The sequence below is a fragment of the Pseudonocardia adelaidensis genome (genome assembly GCF_039543345.1).
Taxonomy (GTDB): Bacteria; Actinomycetota; Actinomycetes; order Mycobacteriales; family Pseudonocardiaceae; genus Pseudonocardia; species Pseudonocardia adelaidensis.
In genome coordinates, this window is record NZ_BAABJO010000028.1 from 94662 (window position 1) to 116186 (window position 21525).

General features: G+C 72.4%; 17 protein-coding genes and 3 pseudogenes. 12 read left to right on the forward strand and 8 right to left on the reverse strand.

Annotation, left to right across the window (positions count from 1 at the left end):
* The first annotated feature begins 20 nt into the window (after positions 1 to 20).
* The gene (locus tag ABEA81_RS30420) at positions 21 to 314 is read left to right on the forward strand and encodes a DUF1905 domain-containing protein (RefSeq protein ID WP_345609739.1); all 294 of its coding nucleotides are present in this window, start codon (positions 21 to 23) and stop codon (positions 312 to 314) included.
* Positions 315 to 436: 122 nt separating this feature from the next.
* Here the strand turns inward: ABEA81_RS30420 and ABEA81_RS30425 are convergent, their stop codons facing one another.
* Positions 437 to 1930, reverse strand: coding sequence for a plasmid pRiA4b ORF-3 family protein (locus tag ABEA81_RS30425; RefSeq protein WP_345609740.1), 1494 nt, complete (start codon positions 1928 to 1930; stop codon positions 437 to 439).
* Between the two features lie 280 nt (positions 1931 to 2210).
* Here ABEA81_RS30425 and ABEA81_RS30430 point away from each other — a divergent pair, with 280 nt between their 5' ends.
* Genes ABEA81_RS30430 through ABEA81_RS30450 form a run of 5 tightly spaced genes read left to right on the forward strand, consistent with a single transcriptional unit; the run spans position 2211 to position 7074 of the window.
* Positions 2211 to 3554 (forward strand): acyl-CoA dehydrogenase family protein, encoded by a 1344-nt coding sequence (locus ABEA81_RS30430; RefSeq protein WP_345609741.1) that lies wholly within the window; start codon positions 2211 to 2213, stop codon positions 3552 to 3554.
* 8 nt (positions 3555 to 3562) lie between these two features.
* A complete protein-coding gene (locus tag ABEA81_RS30435; protein WP_345609742.1) occupies positions 3563 to 4564 on the forward strand; it encodes a M20/M25/M40 family metallo-hydrolase in 1002 nt (333 codons plus the stop codon).
* A gap of 20 nt (positions 4565 to 4584) precedes the next feature.
* The gene (locus ABEA81_RS30440; RefSeq protein ID WP_345609743.1) at positions 4585 to 4884 is read left to right on the forward strand and encodes a hypothetical protein; all 300 of its coding nucleotides are present in this window, start codon (positions 4585 to 4587) and stop codon (positions 4882 to 4884) included.
* Between the two features lie 42 nt (positions 4885 to 4926).
* Positions 4927 to 6717, forward strand: coding sequence for a CocE/NonD family hydrolase (locus ABEA81_RS30445; protein WP_345609744.1), 1791 nt, complete (start codon positions 4927 to 4929; stop codon positions 6715 to 6717).
* A gap of 51 nt (positions 6718 to 6768) precedes the next feature.
* Positions 6769 to 7074, forward strand: a complete 306-nt coding sequence (locus ABEA81_RS30450) for a DUF2695 domain-containing protein (RefSeq protein WP_345609745.1) — start codon at positions 6769 to 6771, stop codon at positions 7072 to 7074.
* Positions 7075 to 7078: 4 nt separating this feature from the next.
* Here the strand turns inward: ABEA81_RS30450 and ABEA81_RS30455 are convergent, their stop codons facing one another.
* The 3 genes from ABEA81_RS30455 to ABEA81_RS30465 are packed head-to-tail and all read right to left on the reverse strand — an operon-like array spanning position 7079 to position 10026.
* The gene (locus ABEA81_RS30455; RefSeq protein ID WP_345609746.1) at positions 7079 to 8368 is read right to left on the reverse strand and encodes a TRAP transporter large permease; all 1290 of its coding nucleotides are present in this window, start codon (positions 8366 to 8368) and stop codon (positions 7079 to 7081) included.
* Positions 8365 to 8952, reverse strand: a complete 588-nt coding sequence (locus ABEA81_RS30460) for a TRAP transporter small permease (protein ID WP_345609747.1) — start codon at positions 8950 to 8952, stop codon at positions 8365 to 8367. The genes ABEA81_RS30455 and ABEA81_RS30460 overlap by 4 nt, the downstream gene beginning before the upstream one ends.
* 15 nt (positions 8953 to 8967) lie before the next feature.
* A complete protein-coding gene (locus tag ABEA81_RS30465; RefSeq protein ID WP_345609748.1) occupies positions 8968 to 10026 on the reverse strand; it encodes a DctP family TRAP transporter solute-binding subunit in 1059 nt (352 codons plus the stop codon).
* 194 nt (positions 10027 to 10220) lie between these two features.
* On the opposite strand from ABEA81_RS30465, the gene ABEA81_RS30470 reads away from it, so the two are divergent.
* Positions 10221 to 13112, forward strand: coding sequence for an AAA domain-containing protein (locus ABEA81_RS30470; RefSeq protein ID WP_345609749.1), 2892 nt, complete (start codon positions 10221 to 10223; stop codon positions 13110 to 13112).
* A gap of 319 nt (positions 13113 to 13431) precedes the next feature.
* Here the strand turns inward: ABEA81_RS30470 and ABEA81_RS30475 are convergent, their stop codons facing one another.
* Entirely contained in the window at positions 13432 to 14142 is a 711-nt protein-coding gene (locus tag ABEA81_RS30475) for a YwaF family protein (protein ID WP_345609750.1), read from the reverse strand.
* Positions 14143 to 14301: 159 nt separating this feature from the next.
* Between ABEA81_RS30475 and ABEA81_RS30480 the strand changes: the two are divergent.
* Positions 14302 to 14730: pseudogene (locus tag ABEA81_RS30480) on the forward strand (YeeE/YedE thiosulfate transporter family protein); the annotation flags it as partial.
* Between the two features lie 56 nt (positions 14731 to 14786).
* Here ABEA81_RS30480 and ABEA81_RS30485 read toward each other — a convergent pair.
* Positions 14787 to 16424 carry a DHA2 family efflux MFS transporter permease subunit gene (locus tag ABEA81_RS30485; RefSeq protein WP_345609751.1) on the reverse strand — a complete coding sequence of 546 codons (1638 nt, stop codon included), beginning with the start codon at positions 16422 to 16424 and terminating at the stop codon, positions 14787 to 14789.
* A gap of 137 nt (positions 16425 to 16561) precedes the next feature.
* Between ABEA81_RS30485 and ABEA81_RS30490 the strand changes: the two are divergent.
* A pseudogene (locus ABEA81_RS30490) lies at positions 16562 to 17119 on the forward strand (TetR/AcrR family transcriptional regulator); the annotation flags it as partial.
* A gap of 168 nt (positions 17120 to 17287) precedes the next feature.
* Positions 17288 to 17506 (forward strand): annotated as a pseudogene (locus ABEA81_RS30495) (transposase); the annotation flags it as partial.
* A gap of 24 nt (positions 17507 to 17530) precedes the next feature.
* Here the strand turns inward: ABEA81_RS30495 and ABEA81_RS30500 are convergent.
* Both ABEA81_RS30500 and ABEA81_RS30505 read right to left on the reverse strand, forming a co-directional pair.
* On the reverse strand, positions 17531 to 18556 hold the full coding sequence (locus ABEA81_RS30500) for a methyltransferase (protein ID WP_345609752.1): 1026 nt from the start codon (positions 18554 to 18556) through the stop codon (positions 17531 to 17533).
* A gap of 9 nt (positions 18557 to 18565) precedes the next feature.
* Complete coding sequence (locus ABEA81_RS30505; protein ID WP_345609753.1) at positions 18566 to 19183, reverse strand: carboxymuconolactone decarboxylase family protein; 618 nt, start codon at positions 19181 to 19183, stop codon at positions 18566 to 18568.
* Positions 19184 to 19309: 126 nt separating this feature from the next.
* Here ABEA81_RS30505 and ABEA81_RS30510 point away from each other — a divergent pair, with 126 nt between their 5' ends.
* Positions 19310 to 19630, forward strand: a complete 321-nt coding sequence (locus ABEA81_RS30510) for a winged helix-turn-helix transcriptional regulator (RefSeq protein ID WP_345609754.1) — start codon at positions 19310 to 19312, stop codon at positions 19628 to 19630.
* A gap of 185 nt (positions 19631 to 19815) precedes the next feature.
* Entirely contained in the window at positions 19816 to 21522 is a 1707-nt protein-coding gene (locus ABEA81_RS30515; RefSeq protein WP_345609755.1) for an ATP-binding protein, read from the forward strand.
* Positions 21523 to 21525: the final 3 nt, after the last annotated feature.

The window sequence follows — 21525 nt, forward strand, 5'->3', positions numbered from 1 at the left end:
TCGGCTTACTCTTGCCGCCCATGGAATGGACCTTCACCGCCGACGTCTTCGCCTGGGACGAGGACGGGCCGTCATGGCGGTTCCTGCGGCTGCCACTCGAGGTCGCCGACGAGGTCCGGGACGGTGCGGGTGAGCCTGCGGGGTTCGGGTCGGTGCGGGTGTACGTGCGGATCGGCGGGACGGTCTGGGCGACGTCGGTGTTCCCGGACAAGGCGAGTGGCAGCTACCTGCTGCCGGTCAAGAAGTCGGTGCGTGACCGGGAGGGGATCGATGACGGCGACACCGTGACGGTCCGGCTGGAGACGACGAGCTGATCTCCCGGGCCCCACCCCGTCGACGAGGTCGGCCCCGGGCGTGCTGCGCGCCGCCGCGGGAGGCCGCCCGTGACGCATCCGACTTGCCCGCACGCTTTCGTGGCCGTCGGCTGTCGCCTCCGTCAGGGCCAGATGCGGAGGGCGGCGCGCGCGAAGGTGATGCCGTGAGGTGTCGGCCGCTCTTCTCGCCGGTACGAGCCGCCGGTCAGCGCGTCCAGGCGCCGGAGCAGGGTCCTGGTACCCCATGCGGCGTAGCCGGCGTCGTATCCGGTGAGAGGACGGCCGTCACCCCTCGTCCAGCCGATGGCGTTCAGCGTTCGGGCGATGACGGCATCGAGGTCGTCCGTCACGCCGGCGGCGACGGCGATCACCAGGATGAGGCCCGCCTGGGTTTCGCACCGGTCCCTGGACGCCAGAGGGGCCCGTTCGGCGACGTGCCACCACAGGCCGACGGGGTCGGTGCGCAGCCGGCGTCCGCGGGTGGTGAGCAGCAGCTTCCCGCGGTGCTTGCGGAGCAGGCCCATCTTCTGCGCGGATCCACGCAGGTGCAGGACCGGCAGGGTCTGGACCTCGCGGTTGTGCTTGCCGATCCACTCGTCCGCCAACCCCAGCTCGGCGACCGCAGCTTCCACGTGCACCGGCGGGAGGTAGCCGGCCCCGGTGAGCGTGATGCCGTCGTCGCCGACCCGGTCGAGCAGCCACGTGTACGGACGGACCATGCGGGCGGCCGTGCCCGCGTCGATCGTGGCGTCGGGCGCCGTGTCGCTGATGAGCGTGCGCAGACGGATCTGCTCCTGGGTGTCCCGCACGGCGCGTACGAGGTCCGCGAGCGGTTCGGGCAGCAGGGCCGTCGACTGCGTCGGGAGGCCTGCCAACAGGGTGTTGATCTCGTCGACGGCGAACGGTGTGGGTGTGAAACCGTCGAGCTCGACGTCGGATCCGTAGACCCGGGCGATCTCGGCACGCGCCTCGGAATGGTCCGGGTGCGTCGGGTCGGTGGCCGCGCTGAACAACTCGTAGCCGGACACACCGCCGCAGTCCTCCGGCGGGCCCGGTCGTCGCCCGGCGGTGCAGATCGCCCGCGGTTCGCCATCCTCGCGGGGGAGCACGGCCTCGAGCCGCACGGTGTGCTGCCAGCCGTCGCCGAAGTCGTAGGCGTAGAAGAGCTCGTCGCCGACCTCGGCGAGCACCTCGTCGACGCGGACCTCGCTTTCGGGCGTCCCCTCCTCGCCCTCCTCGATGTCGGACGGGGTCAGGTAGCGCTCGGTGTCGGGGTCGTACTGGCTGTTGCTCGCACTGAACTGGTGCAGGTGGCTGTCCGTCCAGCCGAACGCGATCTGCAGGACGTCGTGCAGCTCGTCGAGGTGCATGTCGGAGGCGAGCTCGAGGCGCCGCCACAGCGGTGGCTTCGTCCCGGCGAGGTCGATGCGAACGCGGAAGGTGACGACATCAGCACGGCGCTCGCGCCGTCGCGACGGACGCGTTCGTTCGACGGTCTCGGCTCCACCGACGCTGCCGACGAGCCGGCCCAGCAGCTCCTGCAGGTCGGCCGGCCCCATACCGGCGAGCTCGGCCTCGAACCGCTTCGGCAGCTCAGCGTGGTCGGGCTTGTGCATTGGCGCCGATCGTAGGCGTGCATCCCGTCGTCCTGGTCCGGCGCGCCGCTGGCCGCCCGGCTTTGGCCGACCGGTCCTCGGATGAAGTCCCGCTGACCAGGCTGCGGCCGTCCCACGTACCTCGAATGCTGCCCTCGTTGGCCCGATCGGGGACGTGGCGAATCCTCCGGGAAGGCGCCGCGCCCGCAGCTCGGTCCGAGGACACTACGAGCCGGAGGTTGCGCGGACCGCAGCCGAACGGGATGCCGCAGCGGCCCCGGTCGGAACACCTGGAGGACTCATGGCCATCGACTTCACGCTCACGACGGATCAGCTCAGGGTCCAGCAGTCGGCGCGGGAGTTCGCCACGGAGGTCCTTGCTCCTGCCGTACGGGAGGCGGACGCGGAGGCCGATCCCATGGCCGGCTTCCAGCGCACCAAGGAGGCCTACGTCGAGGCCTACCGCCGGGGCATCGCCTTCTGCATGCTTCCGACCGAGTACGGCGGCGGTGGGTTGTCGAACGTCGACGTCATCCTCGCCGCCGAGGAGATCTGCGCGGTAGACCCGGGGTTCGCCTGCACGATCCTGGTGAACGGGCTCGGTCTCATGCCGGTCTGGTACTGGGGGACCGACGCGCAGAAGGAACGGTTCCTGCGCGCCGCGACGTCCGACCCGAGAGGCGAGTACATCGTCGGTTACGCCGTCAGCGAGCCGGCCGGGTCGCCGGGCGGCACCGCCAACTTCGACTCGCCGGGAGCCGCCCCCGTCGGCATCAGCGTGACCGCCCTCCGCGACGGCGACGACTACGTGCTCAACGGCCGCAAGTACTGGCCCTGCAACGTTGCGGGCTGGGACGGGAACGGCGCCAACGCGAGCATCGTCGTGGTCCGCACCGAATCCGGGCGGGGCGGCACCGACGGCCTGTCGGCGATCATGGTCGAGCGCGGCACACCGGGCGTCACCTACACGTTGATCGACAAGATGGGGCACCGGCTGACCCCGAACGCGGAGATCGTCTTCGAGAACGCGCGGGTACCGGTGGACAACCTCATCGAGGGCACCCGTGGCAACGGCGACCTGCTGATCAACCGGAACTTCGCGTGGTCCGGCCCGGTGGCCGGGATCGCGGCCGTCGGCGTCGCCCGCTCCGCCTACGAGGCCGCGCTCGAATGGGCCAAGACCTACACCGCGGGTGGAGCGAGCCCGATCATCAACTACCAGAACGTCGGCTACGTGCTCGGCGACGTGGCGGCGCGGATCGAGATGTGCCGCTACTTCTGCTGGAAGACCGCGCACTACATGGACCAGCACGACTACCACGGTGAGCTGATCGGGGCCATGTGCAAGATCCAGTGCACCGAGCTGATGTTCGATGCGGTCTACAAGTGCATGCAGGTCGTGGGCGTCAACAGCCTGGACAAGCAGCACAACTGGGAGAAGCTCCTCCGCGAGGCCGCCGTCCTTCCGCTCTACGACGCGGGCAACTTCGGGATGCAGCGCCGCCGCGTGCACGGGGTGCTCGCCAGCCCGGACTTCGACCCGCGGGCGCTGATGAACAACACGTTCGTCAATTTCACGAAGGCGATGGAGGTCATCGACACCATGCCCGGCTACGAGGAGGCGCCGCTGGTGCCCGCCGGTTGAGCACAGCGATGTGGCGAAGCACGGTGTTGCTGGCCGTCGTGTTCCTGCTCGCCGGCTGTGCCCCGGCAGGGACGTCGACGCCCGAGCGATCGGAGCCGCCGGATCCCGGCACGTTCCGGACTCAGCTCGTCGAGGACGTCACCGCGGCCGGCTCGGCCGTGCACATCGACGCGCTACAGCGCATCGCGGACGCGAACGGCGGCAACCGGGCCGCTCCCGGGCCCGGGTACGACGCGAGCGTCGACTACGTCGCGCAGGTGCTGCGCGACGCCGGGTTCGACGTGACGACGCCGTCGGTCCAGCTCGAGGACACGGAGGGGACGGTCCGCAACGTCGTGGCGCAGACCCGCACCGGGAACGCGGAGAACGTCGTGCTGGCCGGGGCCCACCTCGACTCGGTGCCCGAGGGCCCCGGCGCGAACGACAACGGCTCCGGCGTCGCCGCGCTCCTCGAGATCGCGGTGCGGATGGGGGGATCGCCGCAGCTGCCGAACCCGGTGCGCTTCGGGTTCTGGGCCGCGGAGGAGCAGAACTTCGAGGGCTCAGTGGGCTACGTCGACTCGCTCTCCCCCGAGGACCGGGAGCGGCTCGCCGTGTACCTCAACGTGGACATGGTCGCGTCGCCGAACGCGGGCTACTTCGTGCAGGGCGGCGTGGGTGGGGACCTCGCCGCGACCGGTCCACCCGGGTCGGACGTCGCGGGCCGGGTCCTCGCCGAGGAGCTGGCCGCCGTGGGTGTGGCGGCCGAGCGCGTCGAGTTCGACGGCGGCTCCGACTTCGCGTCGTTCCTCGACGCGGGAATCCGGACCGGCGGCGTTCTCGCCGGGGACGAGGGCCGCAAGACCGGGGAGCAGGCGGAGCGGTGGGGCGGGAAGCCGGGAGTGGAGTTCGACCCGTGCTACCACGCCGCGTGCGACCGGGCGGAGGCCATCGACCGGACGGCGCTCGACCGGTTCGGTGACGCGCTCGCCGGAACGATCGTGCGTTTCGCGGAGTCGCCCCGGCAGTAGGGCGCTGGTGCAGCCGGCGTTTGCCGTTGCTGGCCGAGGCGCAGCGGCGGGGGTGGACGCTCACCCAGGCGGAGGTGCGCGCTCGGGTGGGTGCGGCGACGGCGTCGTCCTCGGCGGAGGCGGCGTCGTTCCGGGCGAACCGCGGGCTCCTCGGCGACGTCGCGGTGGGGGTTCCGCCCACAGGGGCGGTCGTGCCGAGCGTCGACCAGGCCCGGCCGCTCGCGCCGGGCGCGCCGGCCGCCGCCCTCGGCCCGGTCGGCGGTTCCGCGAGCCGGCTGCTCGACGCGTGGCACGAGGCCGTGGTGGCCGCAGGCGGATAAGCGTTACCGGCCAGGCGGCGTGCGGTGCCAGGATCGCGGGCGATGATCCTGGACCCGTACCGGCGGCTGCAGTCCGTGTACGTCCCGGTCGGCGACGGCGTACGGCTCGCCGTCGACGTCTGGCTGCCGGTCGAGCGGATCGCGGCGGGCGAGGCGGTCGGTGCGGTTGTCCGGACCACCCGCTACCACCGCGCGGAGGAGCCGGCTCGCGCCGGTCCCGAGTTCGACGCCAACCGGGCGGAAGGCGAGCTGTGGAACGCCGCAGGGTTCGCGTTCGTCGTGGCCGACGTGCGCGGCACGGGCGCGTCGTTCGGGGTGCGGACCAGCGAACTCGGTGCCCGCGAGATCGCCGACTTCGGGGAGTTGATCGACTGGGTGGCGGCCAGGCCGTGGTCGAACGGCCGGGTCGGTGCCTACGGCACGTCCTACGATGGCCAGGCCGCGGAGCTGGTCGCGCGGCTCGGCAACCCGCACCTGGTTGCCGTCGCAGCGTTGTTCAGCCCGCACGACCCGTACCGCCAACTCTTCTACCCGGGCGGAGCCGCCACTTCCGGCCGGTTCGCGCGGTGGATGTGCGAGAGCCGGCTCAAGGACGGCGTGATCGGGGCGCGCGAACGACTGGGGGAGCTCCAGGGGCTGCCCGCGGAGTCGATCGCGCTCCCGGCGCCGGTCAAACCGGTCGACGGTCCGGACGGCCCCGCCCTGTTGGCGGAGGCGGTCGCGGAGCACCAGTCGAACACCGACGTGCACGAGCTGATGGACCTGGTGCCGTTCCGCGACGACCGGGTGGAAGGGCTCGACTGGGCGATCACCGCGCCGGCCGCCGCGCACGACGCGATCGCCGCGACCGGCGTCCCCCTGCTGGTGCGGGTCGGCTGGGTCGACGGTGCCTTCGTCGCCGGCGCGCTGACCCGGTTCGCCACCCTGCCCAACCACCAGACGGTCGAGATCGGGCCGTGGGGGCACGGCGGTCGCACGTACGCCGACCCGCTGCGGCCCGCCGGTCCGCTCGACGAGGGTGGTCTCGCCGGCCCCGAGGGCCAGGACCGCCGCCTGGTGGAGTTCGTCGCGCGATACCTCGACGAGGAGTCGACACCACCGGCGGGACGCGGCACGCTGACGTACAGCACGCTCGGCACGGACCAGTGGCGCACCGTGGACGCGTGGCCACCTGGGAACCTCGACGTGCGCCGGCTGTACCCGGGTACGGGCGGCGAGCTGGCGGACGGTGCGGGGCCCGGGTCGTCCGTGCGGTACGCCGTGAACCCGGGCTCGTCGACCGGTCCCGCCAACCGTTGGCTCGCCGGCGAGATCGGCCGGGGCGCCGCCTACCCGGACCGGCGCGAGGCCGACGAGGCGTTGCTGACCTTCACCTCCGCGCCGCTCCCGGCCGACCTCCACGTCCTCGGGTTCCCGGTCGTGACGCTCCGGCTGGCGACCAACGGGACCGACGGGGTGGTCTACGCCTACCTGGAGGACGTCGGTCCCGACGGGACGGTGACCTACCTGACCGAGGGCTGCCTGCGGTTCCTCCAACGGGCGACGGCCGGGCCGGCCGAGCCCGCGGGCCTCGGCGTGCCGCGCAGCTTCGCGCGCGCCGACCGCCTCCCCGTCACACCTGGCGAGAACCTCGACCTCGTCGTCGAGCTCCTGCCGGTGTCCGCCGTGCTCCGATCCGGTCACCGGCTCCGGCTCGCGATCGCCGGCAACGACGCCTCCTGCTTCTCCTACCACGGCTCCGCGGGCGAGACCTTCACCCTCACACTGGGCGGATCCACGCACCTGGACGTGCCCCTCCTACGCCGCCGGCCGGCCGGCCCCACTTGTGGATAACTCCCGTCGGCCGGCCCGCCACCGTCGGTGCCCCCGGGCACCGTCGGCGCCATGACGAACTTCTTCGACGACATCCCCGATGACGACTACGACGAGCTGGACCTCGACCGCCCCGGCCTGAGCCTCTCGCTGGACCAGCAGGTGGAGCTGGCGAACGCGGTGGCGGCGCAGCGGCGTGCGTGCGACGGCACGCTGAGCGCTGCGCAGGAATGGGCGAAGGGCGCCGGGGTCCACTGGCCGCGGTTGCGGCGCGAGCTGGAGGACAACGGCGGCTACTGCGACTGCGAGGTGGTGCTGAACGTCTTCGGCGGCGACTTCGACCGGGCCTTCGACGTCGGCGACGCCGAGCCCGACTGACGGGCTACCCGCCCCCGAGCAGCGCCAGCGAGATCACCGGGACGTAGGTCACCAGGAACAGCGCGGCCAGCAGCACCACGGCCGTCGGGATCGCCGCCCGTGCCACCTGCAGCACGCTCATCCCCGACATACCGCTGGCCACGAACAGGTTCAGGCCCAGCGGCGGGGTCACCATGCCGATCTCGAGGTTCATCACCATGATGATCCCGAGGTGGATCGGGTTGACGCCGAGCTCCAGCGCGATCGGCAGCAGGATCGGGGCGAGGATCAGGATCGCGCTGGAGGTCTCCATGAAGCAGCCGGCCACCAGCAGGATGAGGTTCACGAGCAGCAGGAACGACCACTTGTCGAGGTCGTAGCCCAGCAGCAGCTCGGTGATCTCGCCCGGGATCTGCTCGGAGGTGAGCACGAACGAGAACAGGATCCCGTTGGCGATGATGAACATGATCATCGCCGAGGTGCGGGCCGACGAGAGCAGGATCCCGCCGAGGTCCGCGAGATCCAGCTCCCGGTAGACGAAGACGGACACGATGACCGCGTAGAACACGGCCATGGCGGCCGCCTCGGTCGGGGTGAACACCCCGCCGTAGATGCCGCCGAGGACGAGCGCGGGGAGGGCGAGGCTCAGCACGGCGTCCCGGAGGGCGCGGAGCTTCTCGGCCGTCGTCATGACGATCGCGTCGTCGCCGGAGCCGTAGCCGCGGCGGTAGGAGATCGCGAACACCAGGCCGAGCAGCATGAAGCCGGCGAGGAGCCCGGGGAGGATGCCGGCGAGGAACAGGTCGCCGATCGACTCCTCGGTCGCGATCCCGTAGACGATCAGCGGGATCGACGGCGGGATGAGGATCCCGAGCGAGCCGGACGTCGCGATCAGGCCGGTCGAGAAGCGCCGGGGGTAGCCGCTCGTGATCAGCGCCGGGATGATCAGGGTGCCGACGGCGACGACGGTGGCCGGGCTGGACCCGGAGATGGCGGCGAAGAACATGCACGCGAGCACGCCGGTCATCGCCAGGCCACCGCGGAACTGGCCGACCACCGCGTTGCACGCCGCGATGAGCCGGCTGCTGATCCCGCCGCGGCTCATGATGCTCGCCGCGAGCACGAAGAACGGGATCGCCATCAGCGGGAACGTGTTCAGGGCATTGAACAGTCGCTCCGGCACCTGGGTGAGGGGGATCGTCGTGAAGTAGAAGAAGTACGCGAACGAGGTCAGGCCCAGCGCCACCGCGATCGGGGCGGAGGAGAACAGGAGCGCGAAGAGGGTGACGACGAGCGCGATCGTGGCCTCGGTCACCGGTCGTTCCCCTCGTCGTCGTCACGCTCGCGGGTGCGCTCGACGTCACGTACGTCGAGGCCGGTCGCCTCCGCCTCGACCTCGAGGATCGAGCGGTGCCCCTCGGCGAAGGCCTCGACGCCCCGCGCGTTCCGCACGAGGATCTCCAGCGCGCGCAGGAGCATCAGGGTCAGGCCGATGGGGACCGCCAGCTCCACCACCCACAGCGGCAGCTTGAGCGACGGTGTGATCGTCGACGTGGAGAACGGCTCGAACAGCAGCAGCCACGCGAAGAAGCCGATGCAGCCGAGGTACACCACGGTGATCGCGGCGGCGATGACGGCGAGCACGCGCTTGCCGCGCGCCTTCAGGAAGGCGCCGAAGATGTCGACGTTGACGTGCTCGTTGTGCCGCAGCGTGATGACGGCGCCGAGGAAGGTCGAGTAGATGATCAAGTAGATGATCGCCTCCTCGGACCAGAACAGGAAGGTCCCGAAGAGGTACCGGAGCAGGACCGCGACGATCGCGATCACCGTCGCCAGGCCGAGCGCCGACGCGGCGAGGACGTTCTCGATCCGCGTCAGCACCCGGTCGAACCGGTGCACGGAGCTTCCCAAGGGTTACTGGGCGTTCTGCTGGGCGAGCAGGTCGTTGACCAGGTCCGGCCCGATGACGTCCGCGTACTGCTGCCAGACCGACGGCACCACGCGGTCCTTGAACGCCTTGCGCTCCTCGGGGGTCAGCTCGGTGATCGTCGTCGTGCCCGCCTGCTCGATCGTGGTGCGGGCGTCCGCGTTCAGCTTCGCGGCGACCTCGCGGTTGTAGGTGCTCGCCTCGTCGGCGGACTGCTGGACGATCTGTTGGAGGTCGGCGGGCAAGCTCTGGAAGAACTGGTTGTTGATCACCAGCACGTACCCGACGTAGCCGTGGTTCGACTCGGTGATGAATTTCTGCACCGTGTGCATGTTCTGCGACTCGATGTTCGAGTACGGGTTCTCCTGGCCGCTGACCACGCCCTGCTGGAGCGCGTTGTAGACCTCGGAGAACGCCATCGGCGTGGCGCTGGCGCCCCACTTCTCGAACTGGGTGCGCAGCACGTCGGACGGCTGGATGCGGAAGCTCAGGCCGGCCAGCGAATCGGGCGTGCGCATCTCGGTGTTCGACGAGAGCTGCTTGAGCCCGTTGTCCCAGAGGCCCATCACCTTGATGTTGTTGGCCGCGAGCGCCTCGTTCTCGTAGATCGCCTTGCCCACGGCCGAGTCGGGGGAGGCGACCTTGGGGATGTCGTCGACGCTGTCGAACAGGAACGGCAGGTCGAGCACCTGCAGGGCCGGAGCGATCGTCGTGAACTTGGCGCTCGCGGGCGCCAGCACCTGGACGCTGTTGGACTGCAGGGCCTGCAGCTCGTCCTTGTCGCCGTAGAGCTCGGAGTTCGGGTAGACCTCGACCTTGATCCGGCCGCCCGAGCGCTGCTCGACGACCTCCTTGAACTTCTGCGCAGCCTGGCCCTTCGGCGTGGCCGGCGTGACGACGTGCGAGAACTTGATCGTGAAGGTCTCGCCGCCCGCCGCGTCGCCGCCGCCCGCGCCGGCACCGCGCATGCCGCACGCGGCCAGGGCGACCGTCGCGATGAGCAGCAGCGCCGCGAGCAGAGCACGACGTCCTTGTCGTCCCATCATCCGTCCTTCCCACGCCGGGTGGATCGTATTTGATCCGGATACTCGTGCAGGACGTCCGGCTTGGGAAGGTCCGTTCGCTAACGGTCCGGTCCCAGCTTCCTCCGGATCGGTGGGCTCAGACTCACCCCGATTGCTCCATGTGACGGCACGATCGCTGGTTCAATCGATCGGGGGAGCACCAACTGGGGGTCGGGATGGGCGCGGAGTGGTCGTCGGGCGTGGTCGCGGGCGTCGAACGCTGGGCCGCGCTGGAGGGCGGGCCGCACCGGGCCGCGGCGTGGGTCGACCTCGGCCCGGCGGTTGCGCAGGACGACGGCCGGCTCGTGGTCGACGCGCGCGACCGGCGCATCGCGTTCCTCGACGCCTGCCTCGCCGGTGAGCTGGGCCCGGAGTTCGAGCCGGCCCGCCCGGTGGAGGAGCTGCGCGACGAGGCCGGCGTGCTCGTCCTCCGGCCGCAGGCGGGGTCGGCGGAGGAGGGCGGACGCCTGTGGGGACGCAGCGAACCGGTGGTCGGCTCGCTCCTCGACGGCCTGCGCGCCGCGGCCGCGGCGCCGCTCGGGGAGGCCCTCGCCGCGAGGAAGCTTGCCGGGAAGCCGACGTCCAAGGCGAAGCCCGACGGGCTCGTGGAGGAGGAGGCCGAGGCGTTCCGCGCGTGCCTGAGCCCGGGCCTGCGCCTGGTCTGGGCGCCCCCTGGCACCGGGAAGGCCCAGGTGCAGACCCGGGCGATCGAGGCGCTGGTGGCCGACGGCAAGCGGGTGCTCTTCGTCTCCACGGTCGACGAGGCGCTCGACGAGGCGCTGGCCGCCGCCGTCGAGCGGATGTCACCGGAGCCCGGGGTCGCGGTCCGGGTGGGGGCGGCGCGGGATCCGGTCGCGGCGGCCGCGTCGGCGGCGGTCGACGAGGAGGCCGCAGCGGTCGCCGCCGAGCTGCGGGCGACCGCGGAGCTCGCTCCCGAGGTCGAGCGCCTCCGCGCCGAGCTGGGCGAGTTCGACGAGCCCGCCTACCGCGTCGCGGCCGCCCGCGTGACCGCCGGGCACACCCTCGACGATCTCCGCCCGCGCCTGGCCGAGGCGGAGGCCGCGGACGAGTCCGCGCGGCGGGCGGTCGTCGCCGCCGCCACCGAGCTGGGAGAGGCGGTGGACGCCCAGGCGGCCCTCGGCCCGGTCCGCGACGCGCTCGAGCACCAGCGCCTCGCCGTGGACGGCCTGGCCGCGCTCGAGGCGCGGCAGCGGGCCCTGCAGGAGGAGCGCAACGCGCTCGCCCAGCAGGAACCCCGTGGCCGGCGCGCGCGGCGCCAGCACCGCCGCCTCGTCGAGGAGGCGGGCGTCGAGCTGCGCCGCTTCGCCGGCGCGGCGGCGGACGGGCGCCGGCGCTGGCTGGACGTGCAGTTGCAGGCCCGCGCGGTGATCGGCGAGCACACCCAGGCCGATGTCGACGACGCCGACCTGCGCGTTGCGAACGCCGAGGCCGCGCTGGCCGCCGCCGACGAGGAGTACCGGGGCGCGCGCGAGCTGTTGATCAGGCTGCGCGGCGAGGTCGACGCGGCCGAGGCGCGGGGCGAGGCCACCGACGAGGACCGACGGCTCGTCGCCGACAGCGTGCTGCGCGGGCTCCCCGAACGCCACGCCCGCCTGTACGAGCTGGTCCACCGCCGCAACGGCGCCGCGGCGCTCGAGGCCCGGCACCGCGAGCTCGTCGAGCGCGGCAGGGCGCTGCGCGCGGACGCGGAGGCGCGGCTCGTGCGCGACGCGCGCCTGGTCGCGACGACGCTCACGCGGTCGCGCGTCCACCCCGCGCTCGCCGGTGCGGAGTTCGACGTCGTCCTCGTCGACGGGGCCGGTGCCGCGCCGCTCGCGGAGGTGCTGCTCGTGCTCTGCCGGGCCACCACCACGGCCGTGCTGTTCGGGGACTTCCTGCAGCTCGGGCCGGCGGTGCCGGACGACCCGAGCCCGGACGTGCAGCGCTGGGTGCGGGCCACCTGCTTCTCGCACCTCGGGATCACCTCGCCCGCCGACGTCGACGCGCACGACGGCTGCGTCGCGCTCACCCGCTCCCGGCTCGGCGCCACCGTGTGCCGGCTGGCCAACGAGACGAGCTACGAGCGGCTGCGCGCTGCGACCGGGGAGAGCGCCGACATCGTGCTGGTCGACGTGTCCACCGTCCCCGGCCTCGCCGCGGCCCGTCCCGGTGCCGTCGACGGCCGGTGGTCGGCGGCCGGGGCCGTGCTGGCCAGGGCGCTCGCCGAACGGCACGTGCGCGACGGGACGGTCGGCGTGGTCGCCCCGGACGTCGTGCAGGCCGACGTCACCCTGTCCGCGCTCCGGGACCACGGCCTGGTCGCCGGCACGGCCGTGGCCCCAGTGCAGGCGCTTCAGGGCCGCGGGTTCGCGACGCTCGTGCTCGACCTGGCCGCCGGCGCCGCCGGCCCGCGGACCTTCGGCGCCGGCGTCGCCCTGGCCGGGGAACGGCTGTACGTCATCGCCGACGGCGCGGCGGACGGCCCGCTGCGGGCCGCGGTGGAGCGCGGCGAGGTCCGGACGTGGAGCGCGGCCGCCCTGCTCGGGGCGGGCGAACCACCCGGAGGCGACGCGACGTTCGGCGAGGTGGGCGAGCTGCTCCGGGCGGACGTGCACGAGGGCGCCGCGCTCGACCGGCACCTCGCGGACGCGCAGCGGTCGGTGTGGATGTGGGCGCCGTGGCCCGGGGACGTGGACGCGCCCCTCCGGGACGCCGCCCGTCGCGGGGCACGGGTGCGTGTGTTCGCCGGCCCCGGCGAGGACGCCCCGGCGGGCACCGTCATCAGGTCCGACCACGAGCACGGTGGGATCGTCGTCGTCGACGAGCGGGTCGTGCTCCTCGTGGCCGGGGATGGCCTGGTCGCGGTGCCCGGGCCGGCGTTCGCGGGCAGGCTGCTCGCGGAGCTGCAGGCGGAGTGGACCGGGGAGCCGCGGACGTGCGGCGAGTGCGGCGAGCCGATGGAGGTGCGGCGCGGTGGCACCGCGGACGTCCACTGGCTCTGCCCGGGGTGTCACGTCGGCATCCCCGAGCAGCGCCACGCCCCGGCTGCGAGCCCGGCGGTCAGTTGACGTCGTCGCGGGCCGCCGTCACCGTGGCGGCGAGGTCCTCGAGCACGGCGGCGAAGCCCTGCGCGGACTGGCGAGCCTCGGCGCTCCACCTCCCGACCTGGCCGGCCCGCACCGCCGGCAGCGCCGCCCAGGTGGGGTAGGCCGCGAGCTGGTCGGGCTGCAGGCTGAACGCGCGGGTGTCGTGGGGGACCAGGTCGGCCGGGTAGTTCCCAGCTGAGCGTCTCGTAGTACCGCTCGCCCCCGTCCGGTTCGACGATGTCCAGGCCGATCGCCCGGAAGCTCAGCAGGTCCGGGAACCGGCTGGGCCGGGCGCAAGTCGTCAGGCCGTGAGCGCGCGCGACCGGGTCCACGGCCACGTCAGCAGAGCCCAGGCGGCGAGCCCGACGACGAGCTCGACGCCCAGGTACCAGGGCCATCCGCCCATGAGGTCCAGCAGCGAGGGGTTGTCCGGCTTGCGGCTGACGAACAGGTAGTTGGTGCCGGCCGCCGCGTTGAACGCCAGCATCGCGAGGCCCCACGCCACGGTGACGACGGCGGCGAGGGCGAAGCTCCGCCACGTCGGGCGCATCCCCACCCACCACGTCAGGTAGACGGCCGCCCACAGCACGAGCAGGTGCTGGCCCCAGAAGCTCACGAAGTCGATGCTCAGCGCATCCGGGCCCTGCAGGGCGGGTGTGATCATCGCCTGCGGGGCGAGCGTGAGCCCCCAGTAGTAGGTCAGCCCGTACGCCCACTGCTGGTGGGTCCACAACGCCCATGCGGCGGCCATCCAGACGAGGTCGGAGATCTGGAAGGGGAGGGAGTGCTGGATGTCGAAGCGGGCGGGCGACAGGTCGTAGACCAGGATCGGGAGGTGGAAGGCGACCAGGACGACCGCGAAGACGCGGCCGGCCCTCGCCGCGGTGGGGGTGCCCCGGTACCGGCCGCCGAACCGGGCGAGGAGGACCACCCCCGCGGCCAGCACGGCCAGCACGATCCAGTGGGAGGCGCCGTAGGCGGCGAACGAGCGCTCGGCCGAGAGCGGTCTCACCGGCAAAGGGTAGGCCCACCGGCGAGTGAGAAGTTGGCCTAGGCAAGTGATCCTCACGCGTCGGCGCCACGTCGACCACTGCCCGCAGCGCGCGGCGGCCTGTCGCCCCTGACGACCACCGCCCACCTCCCCCTGCGTCCGAAGAGGATTCGTCGTGACGCGTTCGCGCTGTGGGGCGCGAAGGCGCTGCAGGCGGTCGGCCTGCACACGGAGGCGTGGGCCTACTGGCAGCAGCCCGCGCAGGCCAAGTCGCTCGCGGGACCCGTGCTCGCCGACAAGACCTCGCTCACCGACATCGGCATCATGATCGGCGCCGCCCTCGCGGCCACCGCCGGCGACGCCTGGGTGGTGCACCGCTCGATCCCGTGGCGCACGGCGCTGGCCGCGGTGGTCCGCGGGATCGTCATGGGGGTCGGCGCCCGGCTGGCGAGCGGCTGCAACATCGGCGCCTACCTGGCCGGCATCGCCTCCGGCAGCCTGTCCGGCTGGGTCTGGGGCCTGGCCGCCATCGCCGGTACCTGGGTGGGCCTGCGCGGGCGACGCCCGTTCGGCCTCGCGAACCCGAAGCCGTCGGACCCGGTCTGCTGAGAAGTCGTGAGTGGATACGGGTGCCGGAACACTCGTATCCACTCACGGGGGAAGCGTCAGTGGGCGACCGGCTTGTCCGCGCCCGCCGCGGGCTTGCCCGAGCGCAGGAAGAAGGCGAGGACCACGCCGATCAGCGTGAGCGAGCCCGCGATGAAGAACCCGCTGCTGTAGGCCGCCGCCTGGACCTGGCCCGCCACCTCCTGGTACATCGGGAGCAGGCCGGCGGTCCCCTGCTGCTGCATCTCGGTGAGCTGCGGGTTCGAGCCGCTCTCCATCAGCGTGGACCGGTCGGACATGAACTGCGCGCTGTTGTCCTGGACCATCGCGGTCATCATGGCGAGGCCGAGCGCCGAGCTCACGCGCTGGGTGAGCGTGTTGATCGCGCTGCCGCTGTCGGTGATCTCGGGCGGTAGGACGGAGAGCCCTCCCGTCATGATCGGCATCATGCCCAGGGCCATCCCGGTGGCCATGACGACCATGCCGAGGATGAGCTCCCCGCGCGTGATGTCGACGTTGATCCGGGACAGCAGGAGGATCCCGGAGCCGACCAGCGCCAGCCCGACGGCGGCGGGCCACCGGGCACCGACCTTGTCGTAGAGCAGGCCGGCGAACGGCATGAGCAGCGCCATCGCGAGGGCCTGCGGCAGCAGCGTCAGGCCGGTGTTCAGCGGCGTCCAGCCCTGTGCGTCCTGCAGGAACGACGGGACGTAGAACAGCACCGCGAACAGGCCGATCGACATCGTGCTGATCAGCAGGAGCGAGTTGACGAACGGCCAGTGCTTGAACACCCGGATGTCGAGCACGGGGTGCTCGACGTGCAGCTCGACCACGATGAAGAGCGCCATGAACACGGCGGCGCCGAGGAACAGCATCACGGTGCGGTAGTCCGACCAGCCCCAGTTGTCGCCCTCCTCGAGCGCGAGCAGGAGGGAGAAGAGGCTGGCGGCGATGAAGGTGAACCCGACGAAGTCGAAGGGCTTGCTCTTCTCGGCCGGGAACTTCGTCAGCCAGATGGCCGCCGCGATCGCGCCCAGGATGCCGACCGGGACGTTGATCAGGAAGATCACGCGCCAGTTCGTGTGCTCGACGAGGTAGCCGCCCAGCGTGGGGCCGATGCCCGGTGCGACGACGATGCCCAGCCCGTACATGCCCATGGCCGCGCCGAGCTTCTCCTTCGGCACGATGCGGAACAGGATGGTCATGCACGTGACCGGGAGGACGCCACCCGGGATCGCCTGCACGATGCGGAACGCGATCAGCCCGCCCAGCCCGCTGGACAGGGCGCACAGGAGCGACGCGATCGTGAAGAGCACGATCAGAGCGACGTAGAGGCGCTTGAGCCCGAACCGCGCGCCCAGCCACGCGCTGGCCGGCACCATGACGCCCTCGGTGAGGCTGTAGGCGGTGCTGATCCACTGGACGCTGTCGATGCTGGCGCCGAGGTCCTTGCGGATCGACGGGATCGCGACGTTCACGATGCTGAGGTCGAGCACCGACATGAACATGCCGGTGATCAGCACGGCGAGCGGGAGACCCCAGCCGGTCGCGGGCGGCCCGGTGACCGGGGGCGCGGGCGGGGGCGGCGGGGTGCTGCGCGGCGGGACCGGGCGGGAGCCGTTTGTGTCCCGCCCGTCCGCGGCGGCGTCTGCCGGGACGTCCGCGCGCGTGAGCTCGTCGTCCAGCGACTTGGTCATGAACGTGCCCCTCGGTACCGGAGGTGATGCCGCGCGACGCTGCCCGACAGGAGCGGGGGTCCTTCCCCGGTGAACTGCGGACACTGTACCGACGAAAGCGGGGGGCGTGCCACGTTTTGTTGATACAATCACGGGCGATGCCTGCTTCCCCCGGCGCGAGGCCCGCGCTGCGCAGCGACGCACGCCGCAACCGGCGGCGGTTGCTCGAGGCCGCCCGCGGCGTGATGCGCCAGCAGGGGCTGGAGGCCTCCCTGGGGGAGATCGCCCGCCGGGCCGGCGTCGGCAACGCCACCCTCTACCGGCACTTCCCCACCCGGGAGGCGCTCTGGGAGGCGGTCTTCGCAGAGTACGGGAGCGAGCTCGAGGAGATCCGCGAGCGGGTGCTGCGGATCCCGGACGCGTGGGAGGCGCTGGTCACCTGGCTCGAGGAGACGTGCGCCGCGTTCGCCACCGACAAGGCGTTCGCCGACCTGGTGACCCGCGGGATGTCGCAGTCGCCGGCGCTCAACGAGCTGTGCACGACCGCCCTCCGGCTCTCCGAGACGCTGTTCCGCAACGCGCAGCGCCAGGGCGCCATCCGGCCCGACGCCGAGCTGACCGACCTGATGTTCGTCATGTACTCGCTGCAGCAGGTGGTGCCGGTCACCGCCCAGGTGGCGCCGGACGCGTGGCGGCGGCACCTGGCCATCGCACTCGCCGGGCTCCGGTCGTCCGAGGGCCCGCCGCTGCCGCCCGCCGCGATCACCTTCGAGCAGTTCGTCGAGCTCGGGGAGTGTCCGCAGCCCGTTCACCGGCGTCCCGCCGAGCACGCGTCGGCCATCGCGCGCTGTGCCTCCGCTGCCGCGCACGACGCCGGGCCCGCGATCAGCGACGAGCTGTGGGAGCTCATCGCGCCCGAGCTCCCGTCCAGCGCGGGGCGGCGCGGACGACCATGGCGGGACCACCGCCAGACGCTGGAGGCCATCCTCTGGCGCTACCGGACGGGTTGCCCGTGGCGGGACCTGCCCGCCGAGTTCGGCCCGTGGCAGACGCTGTGGAAGCGGCACCACCAGTGGTCGGCGGACGGCGTCTACCAGCGGATCCTGGAGCGCCTGGTCAAGAGCTGATCACGGCTTGCGCGCGATCAGCACCCCGCGGTCGCCCGCGCCCGGCCGGTGCTCGACGTCGACGAATCCCGCCTGCCCGGCCATCTCGGCCAGCTCGCGCACCGACCAGCACTTGCCGGGCGTCGAGTGCATGAGCAGCACCGAGTACTCCGCCACGGCGAGAGGCCCGCGCTTGTCGGCGTCGACGTGGGTGTCGTGGTCGATCAGCCGGCCGCCGGGTGGCAGCGCCGCGAACGACGCGGCCAGGAGCCGCTCGACGCGGGGCGCGTCCCAGTCGTGCAGCACGTGGGAGTACAGGTGCGTGTCGAACCCGGCCGGGAACGGGTCGGTGAACATGTCGCCGGTGATCACATCGATGCGGCCGGCGAGCCCGCGGTCCGCGAGGAGCGTGCGCGCTGCCCGGTCCACCGGCGGTCGTTCGAACACCGCGGCGCGCACCTCGGGCCGGGCGTCCAGCACGGCGGCGGCGTAGACGCCCGAGCTGCCCGCGACATCGAGGAGCGCCGTCACCGGCACGTCGGCGAGCGCCGCGGCGAGCGCGGGGCCGAGGAAGGCGCCCCGCGCGTCCATCGCGGCCGTGATCCGCTCGGCGAAGGCGGGGTCACCCAGCCGTTCCGACCAGTCGGCCTCCCGCTCCGCGCTCGCCCACGCCGCCGGGGAGCCGGTCCGCAGGACCTGCGCGAGCTCGTGCACGGCCGGGCGTTCGGCCAGCGAGCCGTAGTACGCGCGGAGGTCGAACGGTGAGCCGGCGACGAGGTGCCGGCGGCCGAGCCCGGTGAGCCCCACCCGGTCGCCCGCGTCGAGGTCGCGGTCGACGAGGCCGAGGGCGGCGCAGTACGTCAGCAGCACGTCGGCCGGGCGTTCGGCGAGCCCCAGCTTCGCGCACAGGTCCGCGGCGGTCACGGGGCCGTGCGCCGCCAGCCACGTGAAGAGATCGATCTCCGCGACGGCGGCGATGAGGAGGTCGGCGGCGTAGGCGCCGTCCCGCACGCGGTAGAGCACGGTCGGATCGGGGATGTCGACCACGCGGACACGCTATCCGGTGGCCGCCCGCAGCTGGGTGTAGCGGAGCTTGAGGGCCGTGTTCTTGTTCAGCGGGTTCTGGGCCTCGTCCGGCTCGATGCCGGCCTCGACGGCGATCCGGTTCATCCGGCCGAGCATGCGCACCAGGTGGGCGATCCGGGCCTCGTCGGCGTCGACGGGCCGCGTGACGCCGGTGGCGAGCAGGAGCGTGCGGTCGACCCAGAGCGTCTCGGCGTGCAGCCCGGCCTCCTGCAGGACCCGCCGCATCCGCTGCGCGAGCTCGCGGGGCGGCAGGTCCTGCCACGTCGCCAGCGTGCGGGCGGAGACCGGGAAGAGGCGACCGCGGTCGCGCAGGTAGACGAGCTCGAGGGCGAAGGCGTGGCCGTACGCGCAGTACGTGCAGCCGTTGTGCAGCGAGATCGTGACCGCGGCCAGGTGGGTGCGCACCGGGCCGAGCACGTGCATCGTCCACAGCAGGCGGGGCATGTTGGCGGCGAACCACAGCACGGACCGGCCGGGCCCCAAGTTGCGGACGACGTGCGGGATCATCCGGGGCGCGAAACCCCACATTGCCCGGCACAGGCCTTCCAGCAGCCGGGTGACGAGCCGCTCGAGCTCGTCGTGCGTCATGTGCGAGCTCCTCACGACAGGTGATCGGCAGATTACCGAACGGAAGGACCTGCAGGTAGACCGGGAGCCATGGTCGTTTTCGGCTTACGTCTCGTGGGGTTGCTTACGATTCGTTAGTCTCGGTGTGTGGACGTCACCGACACCGCGTTCTGCCCGCGCTACCACAAGGCCGTCGAGGTCATCGGGAAGCGCTGGACCGGGGCGATCGTGCGGGCGATGCTGCTCGACGTCACCCGGTTCGCCGGCCTGCGCGAGGTCGTTCCGGGCCTCTCCGACCGCATGCTCAGCGAACGCCTCAAGGAGCTGCAACAGGAGGGCATCGTCGAGCGGGTCGTCCACGCCGAGACACCCGTGCGGATCGAGTACCGGCTCACGGAGAAGGGCCGGGAGCTGCACGCGGCGGTCTACGCCCTGAGCCGGTGGGCCGATCGCTGGATCCCGCTGTAGTCCGTCTCGACCTGATCACACCCGAACACTGGTGCTGCTCGTACTGCTGACGGTGCGCCGGGCGCCCCGGGCCGGCGCGCCGGGCGACCTGCCACGTCGCTGACGGTACCGGTCGCTATCGTCGACCCGGCCCGGCTAGCCGAGGAGGAGCCCTGTCCGACGCATCCGCCCCCGCCGTCGGCCGCGTGGTCGGCACGGAGGACTCCACGCCGCTGCAGTTCAGCGTGGCGCTGGCGCCCGAGCAGTACCTGCAGCTGGACGACGTCGTGGTCACCGTGCGCCCCGTACCGGGGATCGGGCCGGTCATGACGGCGGGCGTCGTCACCGAGGTGCGGGCGCGGCACGAGGGCGCCACGTTCGGCTCGGACGTCTTCCTCATCGCCGACGGCGTGCTGCCGGCGCAGGTGCAGGAGATCGCCGAGGTCACCACCACCCGGGTGGAGCCGGAGTGCTACGTGCCACCGACCCCCGGCTCGATCGCCACCAGGGCGACCGGGGAGGAGCGCGCGCGGGCGCTGTACTTCGACCAGATGGACCTCAAGGTGCCGGTCGGGCTCGGCCGCGACGGCTCCCCGATCTACGTCAACCTCGAGTTCCTCGACGGCACGCGCGGCGGGCACGTCTCGATCAGCGGCATCTCCGGCGTGGCGACGAAGACCAGCTTCGCGCTGTTCCTGCTCTACTCGATCTTCCGCAGCGGGGTGCTCGGGCGCCGGTCGGTGAACGCGAAGGCGCTGGTGTTCAGCGTGAAGGGCGAGGACCTGCTCTTCCTCGACCACGCCAACACCAAGCTGGACGAGGACCTGATGTCGGCCTACGCGACGGTCGGGCTGCCCGCCGGGCCGTTCTCGTCGGCCGGCTTCTTCGCCCCGCCCACGCCCGACGACCTGTCCGGGCGGCCGTTCGTGAGCGGCCGCACCAGCGGCGTGAAGGCGTTCTGGTGGACGCTCGCGGAGTTCTGCGCCGAGGAGTTGCTGCCCTACGTCTTCGCCGACGCCGAGGACGAGCGCAACCAGTACACGATGGTGATCCACCAGGTCGCGGCCCGGCTGCGCCGGGAGGCGGAGCCGGTCGGCGACGGGGGAGTCGTCGTCGGCGGCCAGATCCTGCGCACGTACGACGACCTCGTCGAGTTCGTCTCCGACCGGCTCACGGACGAGGACGAGCGCCGCGACTGGGCGGGCCCGGTCACCGGAACGGGCACGATCAACGCGTTCCTGCGGCGGCTGCGCTCGAGCCTGCGGCCGCTGCGCTCGATCGTCCGCGGCGACCTCACCGACTCGCCGGGCAGGCGGGTGAGCACCGACGCCCACCAGGTCACGGTCGTCGACCTGCACAACCTCCCGGAGCGCGCGCAGCGCTTCGTCGTGGGTGTGGTGCTCGCGGCCGAGACCCGCAAGAAGGAGGCGGCCGGGCCGGGCGGGCTGCTCTTCACGATGATCGACGAGCTGAACAAGTACGCGCCGCGCGAGGGTTCGAGCCCGATCAAGGAGGTGCTGCTCGACATCGCCGAACGCGGCCGGTCGCTGGGCATCATCCTGATCGGCGCGCAGCAGACGGCGAGCGAGGTCGAGCGGCGGATCGTCTCCAACTCGTCGGTGAAGGTCGTCGGGCGGCTCGACCCCGCCGAGGCCGGGCGGCCGGAGTACGGCTTCCTGCCGCCGTCGCAGCGGCAGCGGGCCACCCTGGCCAAGCCGGGCACGATGTTCGTCTCGCAGCCGGAGATCCCGGTGCCGCTGGCCGTCGAGTTCCCGTTCCCGGCCTGGGCCACGAGGCTCTCCGAGTCGGCGGGGCCGCCGGTGGCGACGAGCACCAACGGTGCGGCCCCGCGCGACCCCTTCGCGCGCCTCCCCGCCGCCCCGCCGGACGAGCACGACGACGCGCCGTTCTGACGG